Here is a 14,208-nt window from a genome sequence, read left to right as displayed (position 1 = left end):
CGGATGCCGGCCAGCGGCCGGCACTACCGATCCAATTCAAAGGACTGACATGATCCACCAGACTGAACTGCGCGACCTGCTGCCCGGCATGGTCGCCTTCCCCACCGATGTCTTCCCCTCCGACCAGGCCTGGCTCGGCCAGCACCTGCTGCCGCTGCTGAAGATCGACCTCGGCGTGCTGCGCCCGGAACTGGCCGGCCAGGTGGCAACGATGCTGTGCCCGATCGAGCCGTATGACGGCTGCATCGGCGAGACCACAGAAGAACACCACAACGATTTCACCGGCACCAACTGGATCGCCTTCGAACTGACCGCCGGCAACGAGATGCGCTTCCTCGGCAACGCGGGCTATTTCATCGGTGATGCGGTGCAGGACAAGGATGCGCAGGAACACATCGCGCAGATGCGCGAGAGCTACGCCAAGGCCCGCGATTACCATGCCACGCATGGCCGTCTCGCCTGCTACTCGCGCTATGGCAAGGGTGAGGCCAGCGAGCGCGATTATCTGGATACGCTGGGTGGCCCGATCAGTTTCGGCAACTGGACCGAAACCGCAGAGATTCCCGCGGCATTCGAGCTGGGTTTCACCGAAGCTGCCGATGACCCCAACGCTGCGGACGATGCCGAAACAGTGATCATCACCCGCAATGGCAACAAATTCTTCGCCGTGGCCGACGTGGCCGGCTACAACTGGTGCGCCACCGGTGCCGATGCGATCGTGATGCTGTACGAGCCGGAAAGCCGCACGGTGCTGTTCTCGTTCGACTGGTCGTAAGCCCCCTGGTAGTGCCGGCCGCTGGCCGGCATTTCGCGTCCTGCCGGCCAGCGGCCGGCACTACCGGATATTCCGTTCGCGCCCAGCGTCCTCAAAGCTACGGCAGCCATCCCAATCGTCGCTTCATCCGTAGAGTCGAGCTTGCTCGACTGCTGCAGGCCGGGGCCGTCGAGCAAGCTCGACGCTACGACGGCCATCCCAACCCCTTGCGTCAGCAGCAGCGTGCCGTTTCCCCGCGCGCTTACGGCGCGGCCTTGCGCACCACCAACGTCGCGCTCGCTTCGCCACCGCCTTCCAGCTGCAGCCGCAGCGGCAGCGCCTGGCCTTCCTTCAACGCGCCCTTGCCCTGCATCAGCATCAGGTGCAGACCACCGGGCTTGAGCTCGGCGCGCGCGCCCGGTGCCAGCGGCAGACGCTCGATCGCGCGCATGCGGCTGACCCCATCGACGATCGTGGTCTCGTGCAGCGACACATCATTGAAGCTGCTGCTGGTCGCGCCAGTGATCGCCACCGCCTTGCTGCAGCCGTTGTGGATCACGCCGTAGCCGGCGGTCATCGGCATCGCCGGATTCGGTGGCAACCGCGCCCAGCCCTGCTCCACCGTGACGCAGTCCGGTTCCGCCGCCGACGCCGATGCTGCGGCCGCACACAGAACCAACAGTACGCCAACGAATGGTTTGGTTATCATCGCCCAGGTTCCTTCTTCGCAACGAGACCGCAGCATGACGACGCTCATCGAGGTGATCAACCATGGCCCCATCCGCGAACTGCGCCTGGCGCGGCCGCCGGTCAACGCACTGGACACCGAACTGTGCCGGCAGTTGATCCATGCCATCGAGCTGGCCATGGCCGAAGACGCGCACGGCATCGTGCTGTCGGGCAGCGAGCGCATCTTCACCGGCGGTATGGACGTGCCGCACCTGCTCTCGCATGGTGATGACAAGCACAAGTTGCTGGACACCTGGAACGCCTTCTTTGGCGCCGTGCGCACGCTGGCCGAGAGCCGGATCCCGGTGGTCGCGGCGATCACCGGCCACGCACCGGCGGGCGGCTGCGTGCTGGCCCTGTGCTGCGACTACCGGGTGATGGCGCGCAGCGCCGATCCGTCGCGGCCGTATGCCATCGGCCTGAACGAAGTGCAGGTGGGCCTGATCGCGCCGGAGGGCATCCAGCGCCTGCTGCGCCGCGCGGTGGGCGTACACCGCGCCGGCGTCCTGCTGACCACCGGCTCGCTGGTGCCGGCCGAACAGGCGCTGCAGATCGGCCTGGTCGATGAACTGGCCGAAGGCGACCTGGTGGTGGCGCGCGCCATCGCCTGGCTGCAGAACCTGCTCAAGCAGCCGCGCCAGCCGATGCTGCTGACCCGCGCCATTGCCCGTGCCGACCTGCACGAAGCCCTGCACCCGGACCTGATTCAGCTCGACCGCTTCGTCGAGGCCTGGTTCGCCCCGGACGCGCAGAATGCCCTGCAGGCGCTGGTCGCCCGGCTGGGCAAGTAACCGGTAGTGCCGGCCGCTGGCCGGCAACCGCAGGTGCCCCAGGAGGATCATGAGGTTGCCGGCCAGCGGCCGGCACTACCAATGATGGACTGGCCTGCAACGGTATAATCGGGGCCTCTTCATTGCTGTGGCCGCCCCCTTGAACGACACGCCCGAACCCGTCGTCTCCGAGCTGATCGACCTGCTCACCCTGGAGCGGCTGGAGGACAACCTGTTCCGCGGGCAGAGCCGCGACATCGGCACCAAGTACGTGTTCGGCGGCCAGGTGCTGGGCCAGGCGCTGGCTGCGGCGCAGGCCACGGTCGACAATGGGCGCCACGTGCACTCGCTGCACGCCTACTTCCTGCGCGCCGGCAACATCGACCACCCCATCGTCTACGACGTGGACCGTACCCGCGACGGCGGCAGTTTCTCGGTGCGCCGCGTCACTGCGATCCAGCACGGCAAGGTGATCTTCTTCTGCGCGGCCTCGTTCCAGCAGGCCGAGACCGGCGCCGAGCACCAGCACAAGATGCCCGAAGTGCCGCAGCCGGAAGACATCGAACCGAACCGCCCGCTGCCGGCCGAAGTGCTGGAGCGGCTGCCAATCAAGGTGCAGCGCTGGCTGTCGCGCGGCGGCCCGTTCGAGTTCCGCCACGTCTACCCGCGCGATGAACTCAACCCGCCCAAGCGCCCGCCCTACCACCAGGTGTGGCTGCGCCTGAGCGAGCCGGTCGGCGATGCGCCCGAGCTGCACCAGGCGCTGCTGGCCTATGCCTCCGACTTCCACCTGTTGGGCACCGCCACGTTCCCGCATGGCATCAGCTACTACCACCCGCACGTGCAGATGGCCTCGCTCGACCACGCGATCTGGTTCCACCGCCCGTTCCGCGCCGACGACTGGCTGCTGTACTCGCTGGACAGCCCCAGCGCGCAGGATTCGCGCGGCCTGGCCCGCGGCCAGTTCTTCACCCGCAATGGCGTGCTGGTGGCCAGCACCGCGCAGGAAGGCCTGATCCGCGTGGTTCCCGACCAGGCCGCGGCCGCCGCCGTGCCGGCCAAGGACTGATCCGATGCGCCAGATCTTCAGCAGCCAGCGTGTGGAAACCGTTGAAGGCGTCGCCGAGCTCCTGCGCGGGCATGGCATCGACGTCAAGGTGACCAATGGGCGCTCGTACAAGACCCGTCGCCGCGGCCAGTTCAGCTATACCGACCTGGGCAACGCCAACGCCTACCCAGCGGTGTGGATCGTGCGCGCCGACGACCAGCCGCGCGCGCGTGAAATCCTGCGCGAGGCGCGACTGCTCGACACCACCCGCCGCGACCATCCGACCGCCGAATTCGCCTTCCGCGACACCGCAGAGACGACCGGCGGCGGCCGTGGCTGGGCCTGGCGCATCCGCATCGCCCTGCTGGTGGTGATCGCCGGCGTGGCGCTGGTGATCGGCCTGCGCCATCGTGGCGCCCCGGCGCCGGTCGCACCGGCCCCTGCCCCGCAGACCCAGCCGCAGCAGGCGCAACCGGCTCTGCAGGCCGCACCGGAAGAGGAAGAAATCCGGGTTCGCATCCAGCCCTCGAAGTGACGCACGGGTAGTGCCGGCCGCTGGCCGGCAGCCGAAAAAAGGGGACGGAGGGGATTAAGTCGTTTGTGGCACAAACGACTTAATCCCCTCCGTCCCCTTTTTTTGTCATGAGGTTGCCGGCCAGCGGCCGGCACTACCGTGCAGAAGGCCGGTCACATTCGGCGCGCGGCTCCGTCTTGGGACACAATCCCAGCAGGAGAGCCGCCGCCATGACGACGTTCGCCGCATCGATCGACCAGACACTGGAACGCGAACTGCCTGCCGCCGCCAGCGGTTGCCAGCACGCCTATGGCCGCATCGTGCTGGCCTGCCAGAACACGGTTACCGCCATCGCGCTGGCCATCACCCGCGATCGTCAGGCCAGCGAGGACATCGCCCAGGAGGCCTTCGTGAAGGGCTGGCAGCAGCTGCACCAGCTGCGCAGTTCGACCAGCTTCCTGCCGTGGCTGCGGCAGATCACCCGCAACCTGGCCCGCGACTGGCTGCGCGCGCAGCGCGGCCGGCCACTGACCGGCGAGGCCGCCGAGGTGGCAATGGGCATGGCGGCCGACCCGGCCCCGGGCGCGGCCGACCGGCTGCAACGGGTGGAAGAAGAGATCGCCGCCGAGGACATCATTTCCGCGTTGCCGGCCGACAGCCGCGAAGTACTGTTGCTGTACTACCGCGAAGGCCAGCGCTCGCAGCAGGTGGCCGACCTGCTTGGGCTCAGTGACGCCGCCGTGCGCAAGCGCCTGTCGCGTGCCCGCGCGCTGGTGCGCGACGGCCTGCTGCAGCGCTTCGGCGAGTTCGCGCGCAGCAGCGCGCCGAGCGCGGCATTCGCCACAGCCGTGGTGTCGATGGTGCTGGTGGCTGCGCCCGGCACGGCCAGTGCTGCGGTGCTGCTCGGCACCGGTGTCGGCATCGGCGGCAGCAAGCTTGGCCTCGGCGGCGCCAGCGCTGCGGGCGGAACCGCGATGGGCTCGTTGACCGCCACGCTGGGCCAACTGCACGTGCTGCCGGCCGAAAGCTGGGGGGCGGTCATTGGCGGCGTGGTCGGTGGTGCGATCGGCAGCTATCTGGGCGGACGCTTCCTGATGTCGTACACGGAAACGGCGTCCGAGCGCGCCGACGTGCGCCGCTTCCTCTACCTCAACATCATCACCGGCATGTTCTGGTGCCTGGCGATCCTGCTTGCGGTTCTGCTGCAGACACCGGTCTGGGCACAGCTGACGGTACTGGCCGTGGGCCTGGGGGTGGTCAACTACCAGTGCCTGGTGCCGCTGCAACGGGTGATGGCACCGATGATCGCGCGCGATTCGGCACGGCGCGGGCGCACCGGGACCAACTGGAAGTACGAATCGATGTACGGCCGCACCGGCATCATCGCCATGAACCTGATGGTCATCGCGCTGGTGGTGTACTCACTGATGCGCAGCGGCCGCCTGTAACGGACAACGCCGGCAGTGCGCCGGCGTTGTCGTCATTCACTGCGTTGAACCTCAGCGCTGCGGCTTCGGCGCCGCGCCATCGCGCGGACCGCCGTGGCGCGGGCCACCGTGCATCGGGCCCTTGGCCGCGTCGAACTCGGCCTTGCTCAGCTGGCCATCCTTGTTGGTGTCGGCGGCGGCGAACCAGGCATCACGACGCTGCTTCATGCGCAGCTCGCGGTCGGCCTTGTCCAGGTAACCGTCCTTGTTGGGGTCGAGCTCGTCGAAGCGCGCGGCCAGGCGCGGATCGGCCTTGGCTTCCTCGCGGCTGATGCGGCCGTCCTTGTTGACGTCCAGCTTGGCCCAGCGCTCACCGCCGTGGCCACCACGGCGACCGTGCTGCCAGCGCGGCAGCTCATCGCGCGAGAGCTTGCCGTCCTTGTTCTTGTCCAGCTCGTCGAACTTCGCGGCCAGGCGCGGGTTGGCAGCGGCTTCGCTGCGGTCGATGACGCCGTCGCCGTTGGTGTCCAGCTTGGCCGGGCGCTGCGCCGGCGCAGTCGGGGCATCGGCGGCCAGCGCGATACCGGTAGCGGATGTGCCGAGCAGCAGGGCCAGCAGCAGGGGGGTACGGATCATGAGGTCACTCCTGGGGATGGGAACAGTGTCGGGGTGATCACGTCACCCTCGGGGAACAACAACGCCCGGGCGCGACATCGGTTGACGCCACTGCCGGTTCCATTCATCCGGCGGACAGTCGCCACCACTGCGACAGGCTGGGGCTATGCTGTGCCCATGGCGATTCACGGCGACAGAGACGACGAACTGCGACTTTTCCAGACCGGCGAGCACCCCTGCGGGTACTGGTCGGACCGGGTGGCACGCGACCTGGTGCTGGATCCGCACGACCGTCGTCTCGGCGGCCTGTACCCGCTGGCATTGAGCTGGGGCTTCCGGCGCAGCGGCGACCTGGTCTACCGCCCGCACTGCGCACATTGCCAGGCCTGCGTGGCGGTGCGTATTCCGGTGGCCCGCTTCGCCCCGGACCGCAGCCAGCGCCGCTGTGCCGCCCGCAATGAAGACCTGGAAGTACGCATCACCGCGGCCACCGCCCGCGATGACCTGTTCGCGCTGTATCACCGCTATCTGGTGCATCGCCACGCCAACGGTGGCATGGACGACCATGGCCCGCACGAATTCGAGCAGTTCCTGATCGGCAGCTGGTCGCACACCCGCTTCATGGAGATGCGCCTGCCCGGCCACGACGGCCAGCCCAGCCAGCTGCTGGGTGTGGCGGTGACCGACGTCACCGAGCACGGCCTGTCGGCGGTCTACACCTTCTTCGACCCGGACCATGCCGCGCGCGGGCTGGGCACCTTCGCGATCCTGCAGCAGATCGAATGGGCCCGCCGCGAGGGCCTGCCGCACGTCTACCTGGGCTACTGGATCCGCGGGCATCAGAAGATGGACTACAAACGGCGCTATCGACCGCTGGAAGCCTATGACGGCCGCCGCTGGCACGATTTCGACGACGAACTGGACGGACGCTGACAAACCACTGACACCGGGCCGGGTGCACAATACGGCGCATGAACCTCCGACCCCAGATCCTCGCCCTGGCCCTGCTCTGCGGCGCCACCGCCCCCGCCTTCGCCACGTCACCTGCGATGACCGAAAAGCCGTCCGCTGCGCTGCGCCTGGCCACCTACAACACCTCGCTGTACTCCGATGAGACCGGTGGCCTGATCAAGGAACTGGAAGGCGACAGCGAGCACGCGCGCAAGATCGCCGCGGTGCTGCAGCAGGCGCGCCCGGACTTGGTGCTGCTGAACGAATTCGATTTCGACGACGCCCACCGCGCCGCCGACCTGTTCCAGAAGCGCTACCTGGAAGTGGCCCAGCCCGGCGGCGGCAAGCCGCTGCACTTCGCCTACCGCTACCTGGCCCCGGTCAACACCGGCGTGCCCAGCGGCCTGGACCTGGACAACAACGGCGTGGTCGGCGGCGAAGGCCGCAGCCGCGGCAACGATGCCTGGGGCTACGGCCTGCACCCGGGCCAGTACGGCATGCTGGTGCTGTCGCGCTACCCGATCGATGAAGCCAAGGTGCGCAGCTTTCAGCTGCTGAAGTGGAGCGCGATGCCGGGCGCGATCCGTCCGGTCGACCCGCGCACCGGCAAGAGCTTCTACAACGACCACGTGTGGTCGCAGCTGCGCCTGTCGTCGAAGTCGCATTGGGACGTGCCGGTGAAGACCCCGGTCGGCGTGGTCCACGCGCTGGTCTCGCACCCGACCCCGCCAGTGTTCGATGGCCCGGAAAAGCGCAACGCCGCGCGCAACCACGACGAACTGCGCCTGTGGCAGGAATACCTGTCCAAGGGAGACAAGCCGTGGCTGTGCGACGACAAGGGCCAGTGCGGCGGCCTGGCGCAGGACGCGCGCTTCGTGATCCTCGGCGACCTCAACAACGACCCGGTCGACGGCGATGGCCGCCATGAGGCGATCGTCGAACTGATCGAGAACGCCCGCGTGTTGCGCTACCCCACCCCGCGCAGCGTTGGTGGCGAGCAGACCAGCCTGGCCTATGCGGCCAAGGGCATCGAGCGCAAGGGCGCACCGTTCCATGCCACCGGCGATTTCGGCCCGAAGTCCGGCACCATGCGCCTGGACTACGTGCTGCCCTCGACCGGTTTCGAGTACATCGGCAGCGGCGTGTTCTGGCCGGCCAATGAAAGCCCGGAAGCGAAGATCGCCGATGGCAGCGACCACCACCTGGTGTGGGTGGATGTGAAATAACAAAAAGGGGACGGAGGGGATTAAGTCGTTTGTGCCACAAACGACTTAATCCCCTCCGTCCCCTTTTTGCTTTACGGGCGCAGTTCGACGCCGATTGCGTCGGCGGCATCACGCGCGATGGCGCGCGCTTCGTCGATGGTTTCCGCGCGCGCCAGGGTCACGCCCACGCGGCGATGGCCGTGCACGCTCGGCTTGCCGAACAGGCGCACGGCGGTGTCCGGCACCTGCAGGGCGGCGGCGACGTTGTTGAAGTACGGCACGCCCTCGCCATGCGCCAGCAGCGCGCACGAGGCCGACGGGCCGCTCTGGCGGATCACCGGGATCGGCAGGCCAAGGATGGCGCGCGCGTGCAGCGCGAACTCGCTCAGTTCCTGCGAAACAAGCGTCACCAGGCCGGTGTCGTGCGGGCGCGGCGACACTTCGCTGAACCACACCTCGTAGCCCTTCACGAACAGCTCGACACCGAACAGGCCCCAGCCGCCAAGGTCGTCGGTGATCGCGCGCGAAATCTCTTCGGCACGCGCCAGCGCGGCGCTCGACATCGGCTGCGGCTGCCAGCTTTCGCGGTAATCACCATCCTTCTGCAGATGGCCGATCGGCGCGCAGAACGAGGTGCCACCGGCATGGCGGACGGTCAGCAGGGTGATCTCGTAATCGAAGTCGATGAAACCTTCGACGATGCAGCGGCCGGCGCCAGCGCGGCCACCGGTCTGTGCGTACTCCCACGCCGGGGCGATGTCCGCCTCGCTGCGCAGTGTGCTCTGGCCCTTGCCCGAGGACGACATCACCGGCTTGACCACGCACGGCAGGCCGATGGCGGCCACGGCGGCGCGGTACTCGGCTTCGGTATCGACGAAGCGGTACGGCGAGGTCGGCAGGCCCAGGGTCTCGGCGGCCAGGCGGCGGATGCCTTCGCGGTCCATGGTCAGGCGTGCGGCGCGCGCGGTCGGGATCACCCGCAGGCCCTGCTCCTGCTCCAGCTGGACCAGGGTCTCGGTATGGATGGCCTCGATCTCCGGCACCACAAGGTGCGGCTGCTCCTGGGCGATCAGCGCGCGCAGGGCCATCGCATCCAGCATGTCGATCACATGCGAGCGGTGCGCGACCTGCATGGCCGGGGCATCGGCATAGCGGTCGGCGGCGATCACTTCCACGCCCAGCCGCTGCAGCTCGATGGCCACCTCCTTGCCGAGTTCGCCCGAGCCGAGCAGCAGCACGCGGGTGGCGGAGGGGGACAACGGAGTTCCAAGCTTGGCCATGGCGGTTCCAGCAGCGATGTGAAGGCGGGTGGGCATTCTAGCTGGCCGACCGTCCCGGCCACGGCATCCGACGAACGGTAGTCTATAAGTGATATCACTTTGATATCTTCATTCCGAACCCTCAAGGACGTACCGCCATGAAAGAGAAGTCGCTGTCTTCGCTCAACGGCCTCGGCACGCTGGCCGGCGCCCTGCTTGTCGCCCTCGCCGGCGGCGCCCTGTTCGTACTGGGGGTAGCAGCCAAGGCCAGCACCGGTTCCCCCAACCTGCTGCTGATGCTGGCCGGCATCCTGGTGGCGGCGCTGGCGATCTTCGCCCTGGCCGGCCTGTACACCGTCCAGCCCAACCAGGCGGCGGTGCTGAGCCTGTTCGGCAAATACGTGGGCACCGTGAAGGACAACGGCCTGCGCTGGAACAACCCCTTCTACGCCAAGCGCCGGGTCAGCCAGCGCGTGCGCAACTTCGAGAGCGGCAAGCTGAAGGTCAACGAGCTGGACGGCAGCCCGATCGAGATCGCCGCGGTCATCGTCTGGCAGGTGGTCGATGCCTCCGAGGCGGTCTACAACGTGGACGACTACGAGAGCTTCGTGCACATCCAGTCCGAATCGGCGCTGCGCGCGATGGCCACCAGCTACCCCTACGACCAGCATGAGGATGGCCAGCTGGCCCTGCGCAGTCATGCCAGCGAGATTTCCCAGCACCTGAAGAACGAACTGGCCGAGCGCCTGGCCGACGCCGGCGTGCAGGTGATCGATGCGCGCATCAGCCACCTCGCCTACGCCGCTGAAATCGCCCAGGCGATGCTGCAGCGGCAGCAGGCCAACGCGGTGATCGCCGCACGCACGCGCATCGTTGCCGGTGCGGTCGGCATGGTCGAGATGGCCCTGGTCGAACTGCAGAAGAACGGCGTGGTGCAGCTGGACGAGGAACGCAAGGCGCACATGGTCAGCAACCTGCTGACCGTGCTGTGCTCGGACCGCGGCACCCAGCCGATCGTCAATGCAGGCTCGCTGTACTGAGCCACCCTCGCAACGGGGCGCCCCACCGCCCCGCCAGGAGCCCCCATGAGTGAGAAGAAAGCCTATCCGCTGCGCATCAATGCCGAGGTCCTGGCCGCGGCGCAGCGCTGGGCTGATGACGAACTGCGCAGCCTCAACGCTCAGATCGAATACGTGCTGCGCGACGCGCTGCGCAAGGCAGGACGCCTGCCCAAACCCACGCCATCGTCGGAGGACAAGGAATGAGCAAGCGCTGGAGCTACCAGACCATCGAGGTCAAGACCTCCATGATGGGCGTACTCAAGGCCGAGGATGTCCAGGCCGAGCTGAGCCGGCAGGGCCAGCTGGGCTGGGAGCTGGTCAACATCATCATCCCGGCGCCGATGCGCCCGGCGATGCTGGTGTTCAAGAAGGAGGCCTGAACCATGGGCGGCAGTGACCCGAAACCCTTTGACGTGGCCGAGAGTTCGCCGCTGCGCGTGCTGTGGATCGTGCTGCCGCTGCTGGCTGCCTTCGTGGCCTGCCTGTATGCGCAGCTGTACAAGGCACCGGCGAACGCACCCTGGATCGAAGTAACGCTGTCGCCGCCCTGGTTCCGGATGGGCGGCAGTGCGGCATGGAGCCTGATCGTCATCGCTGTACTCGCTGTCGGGCTGGGGGCCGCCTTCTTCCGTCGCCGGGTGGAGCTGGCCGGCAACGTGCTGGACGTGCGCTCGACGATGTACCGGCGGCGCGTGCCGGTGGCGCAGCTGCGGCTGGACCAGGCCGAGGTGGTCGACCTGCAGCGTGACCGCCGCTATGGCATCCGTGTCAAAACCAATGGCTATTCAATGCCGGGCTTCTACTCGGGCCACTTCCGCCTGCAGGGTGGCGGCAAGGGCTTCGCGCTGGTCACCGACCGTGCGCGTGTCCTCGCCCTGCCGGTCAGTGATGGCAGCACGCTGCTGCTCAGCGTGGACCGGCCGCAGGCGCTGCTCGATGCGCTGCGCAAGGTGGCCGCGTCGGCACCACGGCAGTAAGCTGAGGCGATGCAACGACGCCCGCCCCTGCTGATCAATACCGAGGCCATCGAACTGTGGCCTGCCGACCTGCTGCGCGCGCGCAGCAACCAGGACGCACGCTTGCTGTCACAGGCGCGTTGGGTGCTGCGACGCAAGCGCGATGGCCGCTATCTGGCGGCGGTACTGGCGCAGGGTGTGCACGCCATGGTGCCGCACCTGCCGCGCGAACCCGGGGTCGAGGAAGCATTGGCGCTGCTGGATGCCGCGGCTGCACGGCCCTTCGGCGCCGGACTGGAAGATCAGTGGCTGCCGCTGACGGGGCTACAGCAGCGCCTGCAGCAGCTTGGCCTGGATGCACAGCGCTATGCCGACCACAGCGGCCTGCCGCTGGAACCCGAACCCTGCCTGCTGCATTTTGCCGGCCGCGATCGCTTCGCCCGCCCGCTGTGGCTGCGCCGTGGCGCCGCGCAGGGCTGGCGACGGATGCGACTGCATGCGGCACAGGATGGCATTGCGCTGGACGCCATCTCCGGCTTCCGCAGCCATGCCTACCAGTTGGGCATCTTCGAACGGAAGCTGGCGCGCGGCCTGAGCGTGGCGGAGATCCTGAAGGTGAATGCCGCACCGGGTTTCAGTGAACACCACAGCGGCCATGCGCTGGACATCGGTACACCGGGCGACGCCCCGGCTGAAGAATCGTTCGAAGCCACCGACGCGTTTGCGTGGCTGCAGGCGAATGCCGGTGGGCATGGCTTCCAGCTGAGCTACCCGCGCGACAACCCGCATGGGATCGTCTACGAACCCTGGCACTGGTGCTGGAGACCGGCCAACGGCTGAGCCCCTCGTGGCGGCTGCACGGCGAACTTCATGGAGCTGTCCGGGCGGATTCCGCGTGTGCCCGCCACGAAATGGGACAAGAAGGCAAAGGCAAAGCTCGAAGCCCCTGTAACGGATCAGCGCGCAGCTGTTGGGTCCGCCTTCAAGCGAGCCGAGCACCGCAGGTCCGACGAGGGCGAAGAGGTGCGGGTGTCTGAGCGCAGCGAGTTCCCGCACCGTCCCTCGACGGGCCGAGGAGCACAGGGGACCGGTGCGCAGCACCGGCTCGCGGCCGGCGGCGCGTTTCTTTTGGTTACTTTTCTTTTCGCGCGAAAAGAAAAGTAACGCCCATGGACCATCACGATCGCATCGGCATGGATCGGAGCGACAGCCCTGCGACCGTCACCGCCTCAACGCATTGATCGCCAGCAGCACCCATCCAGCCATCATGCTGGTGCCACCGATCGGTGCCATCCGTGTCGGCCACTGCCACAACGCACCGCCCACCAGGCTGCCGGAAAACAGCAGCACGCCCAGCAGCAGCACGTACAACGCCAGGTGCGCGATCGCGCCCTGCGCGCGCGGCCCGAGCGCCACCAGTACCGCGCCATGCGCGAACGCATAGAGCGCCGCCATGTTCAGATGCTGCTGCGCCAGCGGGTCGGCCACACCGTGCGAGGCATAGGCCGACAGGCCGATAGAGGCGGCGGCCAGCAGCGCCCCCAGGCAGGCCAGCAGTGATGGCTTACGTGCGCGACGTTCGAGATTGAACATGTGGGCTCCTTGCGCAGCGCCCTTGCCGGGCGCCAGATGAAAAAAAACGCGCCGCAATGAGCGGCGCGTTTTCGTGTCCAACACTACATGGGTCAGCCGAGGCTTACTTGACGGCCCAGTAGATGTCGTAGGTCGCTTCCGGGGTGAACGACTTGTCCAGACCGTCCTTCCAGGTTTCGTACGGGCGATCGACCACTTCCGAACCGTTGGTCACAGCCCAGGCACGCAGGCCGTTGCGGGCCACGTCCAGACCCGCCATGTGGCCGGTGTAGGCGGCATGCGCCGAACGGTGCGGGGCCACGTGCACGTACTTGACCGGAGCGCCGCCGTCGATCTTGACGGTCAGCTCTTCAGCGGTGGCACCTTCAGCACCCTTCTTCTTCACCGGCTGGGCGATGTCGAAGGCGTACTTCTCCTGACCGAAATCGGTGGTGATGATGCGGAACGGACCGGCGGCTTCAAGGCCGTTGGCCTCCATCACGCGCTTGATCCACTCCTGGTTGTCCTTGATGGACTTGGTGATCGTGTCCTGACCGCGGTCCACGTTACCGGCGTTGACGACCAGCAGGTCTTCAGCCGGCACATTGACGATGGCCAGATCGGTCAGCGGGGCTTCCGGGGTGCGGTAGTCCACGTTCGGAACGCTGGCCAGCATGTTGGCCATACGCGACAGACCCATCTTGATGTCGTCGCCGATCTGGCGGCTGACATACAGGCCTGCATAACGACCGAACAGGTCGAAGCCGTACTTCACCGAGTAGTCCTGGGTGATCTTGACGTTGCGGCCACCCTTGCCGGTCGGCTCCAGCGTGAAGGTGGTGATCTTGTCGTGACCCTTGGTGGCGTCATCGATGGCGATCGCAACACGCTTGTTCTCTTCGGCTTCGGTGATCTTCCAGGAACCGGTGCCCAGGTCCTTGGAGGTGAAGTCGAGGGTGGCACCGACGCCGGAGGCCGGGCCGGACAGCTTCAGTTCAACGGCGGGATCGCGCAGTACCAGCGGGTTCCAGTCCTTGAAGCGGCGCAGGCTGCTGACCGTGTCGTACACGATCGTCATCTTGCGGTTGGTCTCGATGCTTTCGGTGATGTGACGCTCGCCCGGCAGACATACGCCAATGATGACGAACAGGCCAGCCACGATCCCCAAGGCGATCAGGAACTCGATAATACGGGTCATTCAGAGAGTCTCCGGGGCCGATCCCACGGCCGGGTTGATTGAAGCGAAGCGCCAATCCTAGCAGGCTTCGCGGGCATTGTTTATCGGGATTGGCGCACCGGTTTCCCTGCCGGCTGCGTATTTGTATGGACAAAGAATTCGAAGGGTAC

The 14,208-nt window shown here is 67.1% G+C and carries 18 protein-coding genes; 13 read left to right on the top strand and 5 right to left on the bottom strand.

The genetic code is table 11. From position 1 onward, the window contains the following. Positions 1–49: 49 nt before the first annotated feature. Positions 50–775, top strand: a complete 726-nt coding sequence (locus ACZK4Z_RS06065) for an enolase (RefSeq protein ID WP_125895429.1) — start codon at positions 50–52, stop codon at positions 773–775. A 241-nt stretch (positions 776–1,016) separates the two neighbouring features. On the opposite strand, the gene ACZK4Z_RS06060 is transcribed toward ACZK4Z_RS06065, so the two are convergent. Then, on the bottom strand, positions 1,017–1,463 hold the full coding sequence (locus ACZK4Z_RS06060; RefSeq protein WP_125895428.1) for a copper chaperone PCu(A)C: 447 nt from the start codon (positions 1,461–1,463) through the stop codon (positions 1,017–1,019). Positions 1,464–1,497: 34 nt separating this feature from the next. Between ACZK4Z_RS06060 and ACZK4Z_RS06055 the strand changes: the two genes are divergently transcribed. The 4 genes from ACZK4Z_RS06055 (at position 1,498) to ACZK4Z_RS06040 (ending at position 5,263) form a co-directional block, all read left to right on the top strand. Next, positions 1,498–2,274 (top strand): enoyl-CoA hydratase/isomerase family protein, encoded by a 777-nt coding sequence (locus ACZK4Z_RS06055; RefSeq protein ID WP_032127589.1) that lies wholly within the window; start codon positions 1,498–1,500, stop codon positions 2,272–2,274. A 127-nt stretch (positions 2,275–2,401) separates the two neighbouring features. Further along, complete coding sequence (tesB, locus tag ACZK4Z_RS06050; protein ID WP_004148214.1) at positions 2,402–3,322, top strand: acyl-CoA thioesterase II; 921 nt, start codon at positions 2,402–2,404, stop codon at positions 3,320–3,322. Between the two features lie 4 nt (positions 3,323–3,326). Further along, a complete protein-coding gene (locus ACZK4Z_RS06045) occupies positions 3,327–3,836 on the top strand; it encodes a pathogenicity-like protein (RefSeq protein WP_125896000.1) in 510 nt (169 codons plus the stop codon). A gap of 209 nt (positions 3,837–4,045) precedes the next feature. Continuing rightward, positions 4,046–5,263: an RNA polymerase sigma factor gene (locus ACZK4Z_RS06040; RefSeq protein ID WP_125893792.1), complete on the top strand. Its 1,218-nt coding sequence runs from the start codon at positions 4,046–4,048 to the stop codon at positions 5,261–5,263. Positions 5,264–5,314: 51 nt separating this feature from the next. On the opposite strand, the gene ACZK4Z_RS06035 is transcribed toward ACZK4Z_RS06040, so the two are convergent. After that, positions 5,315–5,878: an EF-hand domain-containing protein gene (locus tag ACZK4Z_RS06035; RefSeq protein WP_125893789.1), complete on the bottom strand. Its 564-nt coding sequence runs from the start codon at positions 5,876–5,878 to the stop codon at positions 5,315–5,317. Positions 5,879–6,034: 156 nt separating this feature from the next. Here ACZK4Z_RS06035 and ACZK4Z_RS06030 point away from each other — a divergent pair, with 156 nt between their 5' ends. Together ACZK4Z_RS06030 and ACZK4Z_RS06025 are read left to right on the top strand one after the other, a co-directional pair. After that, positions 6,035–6,790, top strand: a complete 756-nt coding sequence (locus ACZK4Z_RS06030) for an arginyltransferase (RefSeq protein WP_125893787.1) — start codon at positions 6,035–6,037, stop codon at positions 6,788–6,790. 38 nt (positions 6,791–6,828) lie between these two features. Next, positions 6,829–8,034 carry an endonuclease/exonuclease/phosphatase family protein gene (locus ACZK4Z_RS06025; protein WP_125893785.1) on the top strand — a complete coding sequence of 402 codons (1,206 nt, stop codon included), beginning with the start codon at positions 6,829–6,831 and terminating at the stop codon, positions 8,032–8,034. Positions 8,035–8,105: 71 nt separating this feature from the next. Here ACZK4Z_RS06025 and purT read toward each other — a convergent pair whose 3' ends face one another. Further along, positions 8,106–9,293, bottom strand: a complete 1,188-nt coding sequence (gene purT, locus ACZK4Z_RS06020) for a formate-dependent phosphoribosylglycinamide formyltransferase (protein WP_125893783.1) — start codon at positions 9,291–9,293, stop codon at positions 8,106–8,108. A gap of 137 nt (positions 9,294–9,430) precedes the next feature. Here purT and ACZK4Z_RS06015 point away from each other — a divergent pair, with 137 nt between their 5' ends. Genes ACZK4Z_RS06015 through ACZK4Z_RS05990 form a run of 6 tightly spaced genes read left to right on the top strand, consistent with a single transcriptional unit; the run spans position 9,431 to position 12,453 of the window. Continuing rightward, positions 9,431–10,312: an SPFH domain-containing protein gene (locus ACZK4Z_RS06015; RefSeq protein WP_125893781.1), complete on the top strand. Its 882-nt coding sequence runs from the start codon at positions 9,431–9,433 to the stop codon at positions 10,310–10,312. Between the two features lie 45 nt (positions 10,313–10,357). Continuing rightward, positions 10,358–10,537 carry a type II toxin-antitoxin system antitoxin gene (locus tag ACZK4Z_RS06010; protein WP_065178114.1) on the top strand — a complete coding sequence of 60 codons (180 nt, stop codon included), beginning with the start codon at positions 10,358–10,360 and terminating at the stop codon, positions 10,535–10,537. Continuing rightward, positions 10,534–10,713, top strand: a complete 180-nt coding sequence (locus ACZK4Z_RS06005) for a DUF4177 domain-containing protein (protein WP_032127598.1) — start codon at positions 10,534–10,536, stop codon at positions 10,711–10,713. The genes ACZK4Z_RS06010 and ACZK4Z_RS06005 overlap by 4 nt, the downstream gene beginning before the upstream one ends. Positions 10,714–10,716: 3 nt before the next feature. Then, positions 10,717–11,310 (top strand): PH domain-containing protein, encoded by a 594-nt coding sequence (locus ACZK4Z_RS06000; protein WP_032127599.1) that lies wholly within the window; start codon positions 10,717–10,719, stop codon positions 11,308–11,310. A gap of 9 nt (positions 11,311–11,319) precedes the next feature. After that, on the top strand, positions 11,320–12,129 hold the full coding sequence (locus ACZK4Z_RS05995) for a M15 family metallopeptidase (protein ID WP_478451223.1): 810 nt from the start codon (positions 11,320–11,322) through the stop codon (positions 12,127–12,129). Positions 12,130–12,159: 30 nt separating this feature from the next. Further along, on the top strand, positions 12,160–12,453 hold the full coding sequence (locus ACZK4Z_RS05990; protein WP_032127601.1) for a hypothetical protein: 294 nt from the start codon (positions 12,160–12,162) through the stop codon (positions 12,451–12,453). Positions 12,454–12,510: 57 nt separating this feature from the next. On the opposite strand, the gene ACZK4Z_RS05985 is transcribed toward ACZK4Z_RS05990, so the two are convergent. Further along, positions 12,511–12,882, bottom strand: a complete 372-nt coding sequence (locus tag ACZK4Z_RS05985; RefSeq protein WP_019659313.1) for a DUF423 domain-containing protein — start codon at positions 12,880–12,882, stop codon at positions 12,511–12,513. Positions 12,883–12,985: 103 nt separating this feature from the next. Beyond that, positions 12,986–14,059, bottom strand: coding sequence for a polyketide cyclase (locus ACZK4Z_RS05980; protein WP_032127602.1), 1,074 nt, complete (start codon positions 14,057–14,059; stop codon positions 12,986–12,988). Between the last annotated feature and the right edge of the window lie 149 nt (positions 14,060–14,208).

The sequence above is a fragment of the Stenotrophomonas sp. 71799_Sma genome, from assembly GCF_056482505.1.
This window is presented reverse-complemented; position numbering and strand designations above follow the sequence as displayed.

Coding starts and splice junctions, on each gene's coding strand:
- ACZK4Z_RS06065 (WP_125895429.1), top strand. CDS start 50: ATGATCCACCAGACTGAACTGCGCGACCTGCTGCCCGGCATGGTCGCC.
- ACZK4Z_RS06060 (WP_125895428.1), bottom strand. CDS start 1,463: ATGATAACCAAACCATTCGTTGGCGTACTGTTGGTTCTGTGTGCGGCC.
- ACZK4Z_RS06055 (WP_032127589.1), top strand. CDS start 1,498: ATGACGACGCTCATCGAGGTGATCAACCATGGCCCCATCCGCGAACTG.
- ACZK4Z_RS06045 (WP_125896000.1), top strand. CDS start 3,327: ATGCGCCAGATCTTCAGCAGCCAGCGTGTGGAAACCGTTGAAGGCGTC.
- ACZK4Z_RS06040 (WP_125893792.1), top strand. CDS start 4,046: ATGACGACGTTCGCCGCATCGATCGACCAGACACTGGAACGCGAACTG.
- ACZK4Z_RS06035 (WP_125893789.1), bottom strand. CDS start 5,878: ATGATCCGTACCCCCCTGCTGCTGGCCCTGCTGCTCGGCACATCCGCT.
- ACZK4Z_RS06030 (WP_125893787.1), top strand. CDS start 6,035: ATGGCGATTCACGGCGACAGAGACGACGAACTGCGACTTTTCCAGACC.
- ACZK4Z_RS06025 (WP_125893785.1), top strand. CDS start 6,829: ATGAACCTCCGACCCCAGATCCTCGCCCTGGCCCTGCTCTGCGGCGCC.
- purT (WP_125893783.1), bottom strand. CDS start 9,293: ATGGCCAAGCTTGGAACTCCGTTGTCCCCCTCCGCCACCCGCGTGCTG.
- ACZK4Z_RS06015 (WP_125893781.1), top strand. CDS start 9,431: ATGAAAGAGAAGTCGCTGTCTTCGCTCAACGGCCTCGGCACGCTGGCC.
- ACZK4Z_RS06010 (WP_065178114.1), top strand. CDS start 10,358: ATGAGTGAGAAGAAAGCCTATCCGCTGCGCATCAATGCCGAGGTCCTG.
- ACZK4Z_RS06005 (WP_032127598.1), top strand. CDS start 10,534: ATGAGCAAGCGCTGGAGCTACCAGACCATCGAGGTCAAGACCTCCATG.
- ACZK4Z_RS06000 (WP_032127599.1), top strand. CDS start 10,717: ATGGGCGGCAGTGACCCGAAACCCTTTGACGTGGCCGAGAGTTCGCCG.
- ACZK4Z_RS05995 (WP_478451223.1), top strand. CDS start 11,320: ATGCAACGACGCCCGCCCCTGCTGATCAATACCGAGGCCATCGAACTG.
- ACZK4Z_RS05990 (WP_032127601.1), top strand. CDS start 12,160: ATGGAGCTGTCCGGGCGGATTCCGCGTGTGCCCGCCACGAAATGGGAC.
- ACZK4Z_RS05985 (WP_019659313.1), bottom strand. CDS start 12,882: ATGTTCAATCTCGAACGTCGCGCACGTAAGCCATCACTGCTGGCCTGC.
- ACZK4Z_RS05980 (WP_032127602.1), bottom strand. CDS start 14,059: ATGACCCGTATTATCGAGTTCCTGATCGCCTTGGGGATCGTGGCTGGC.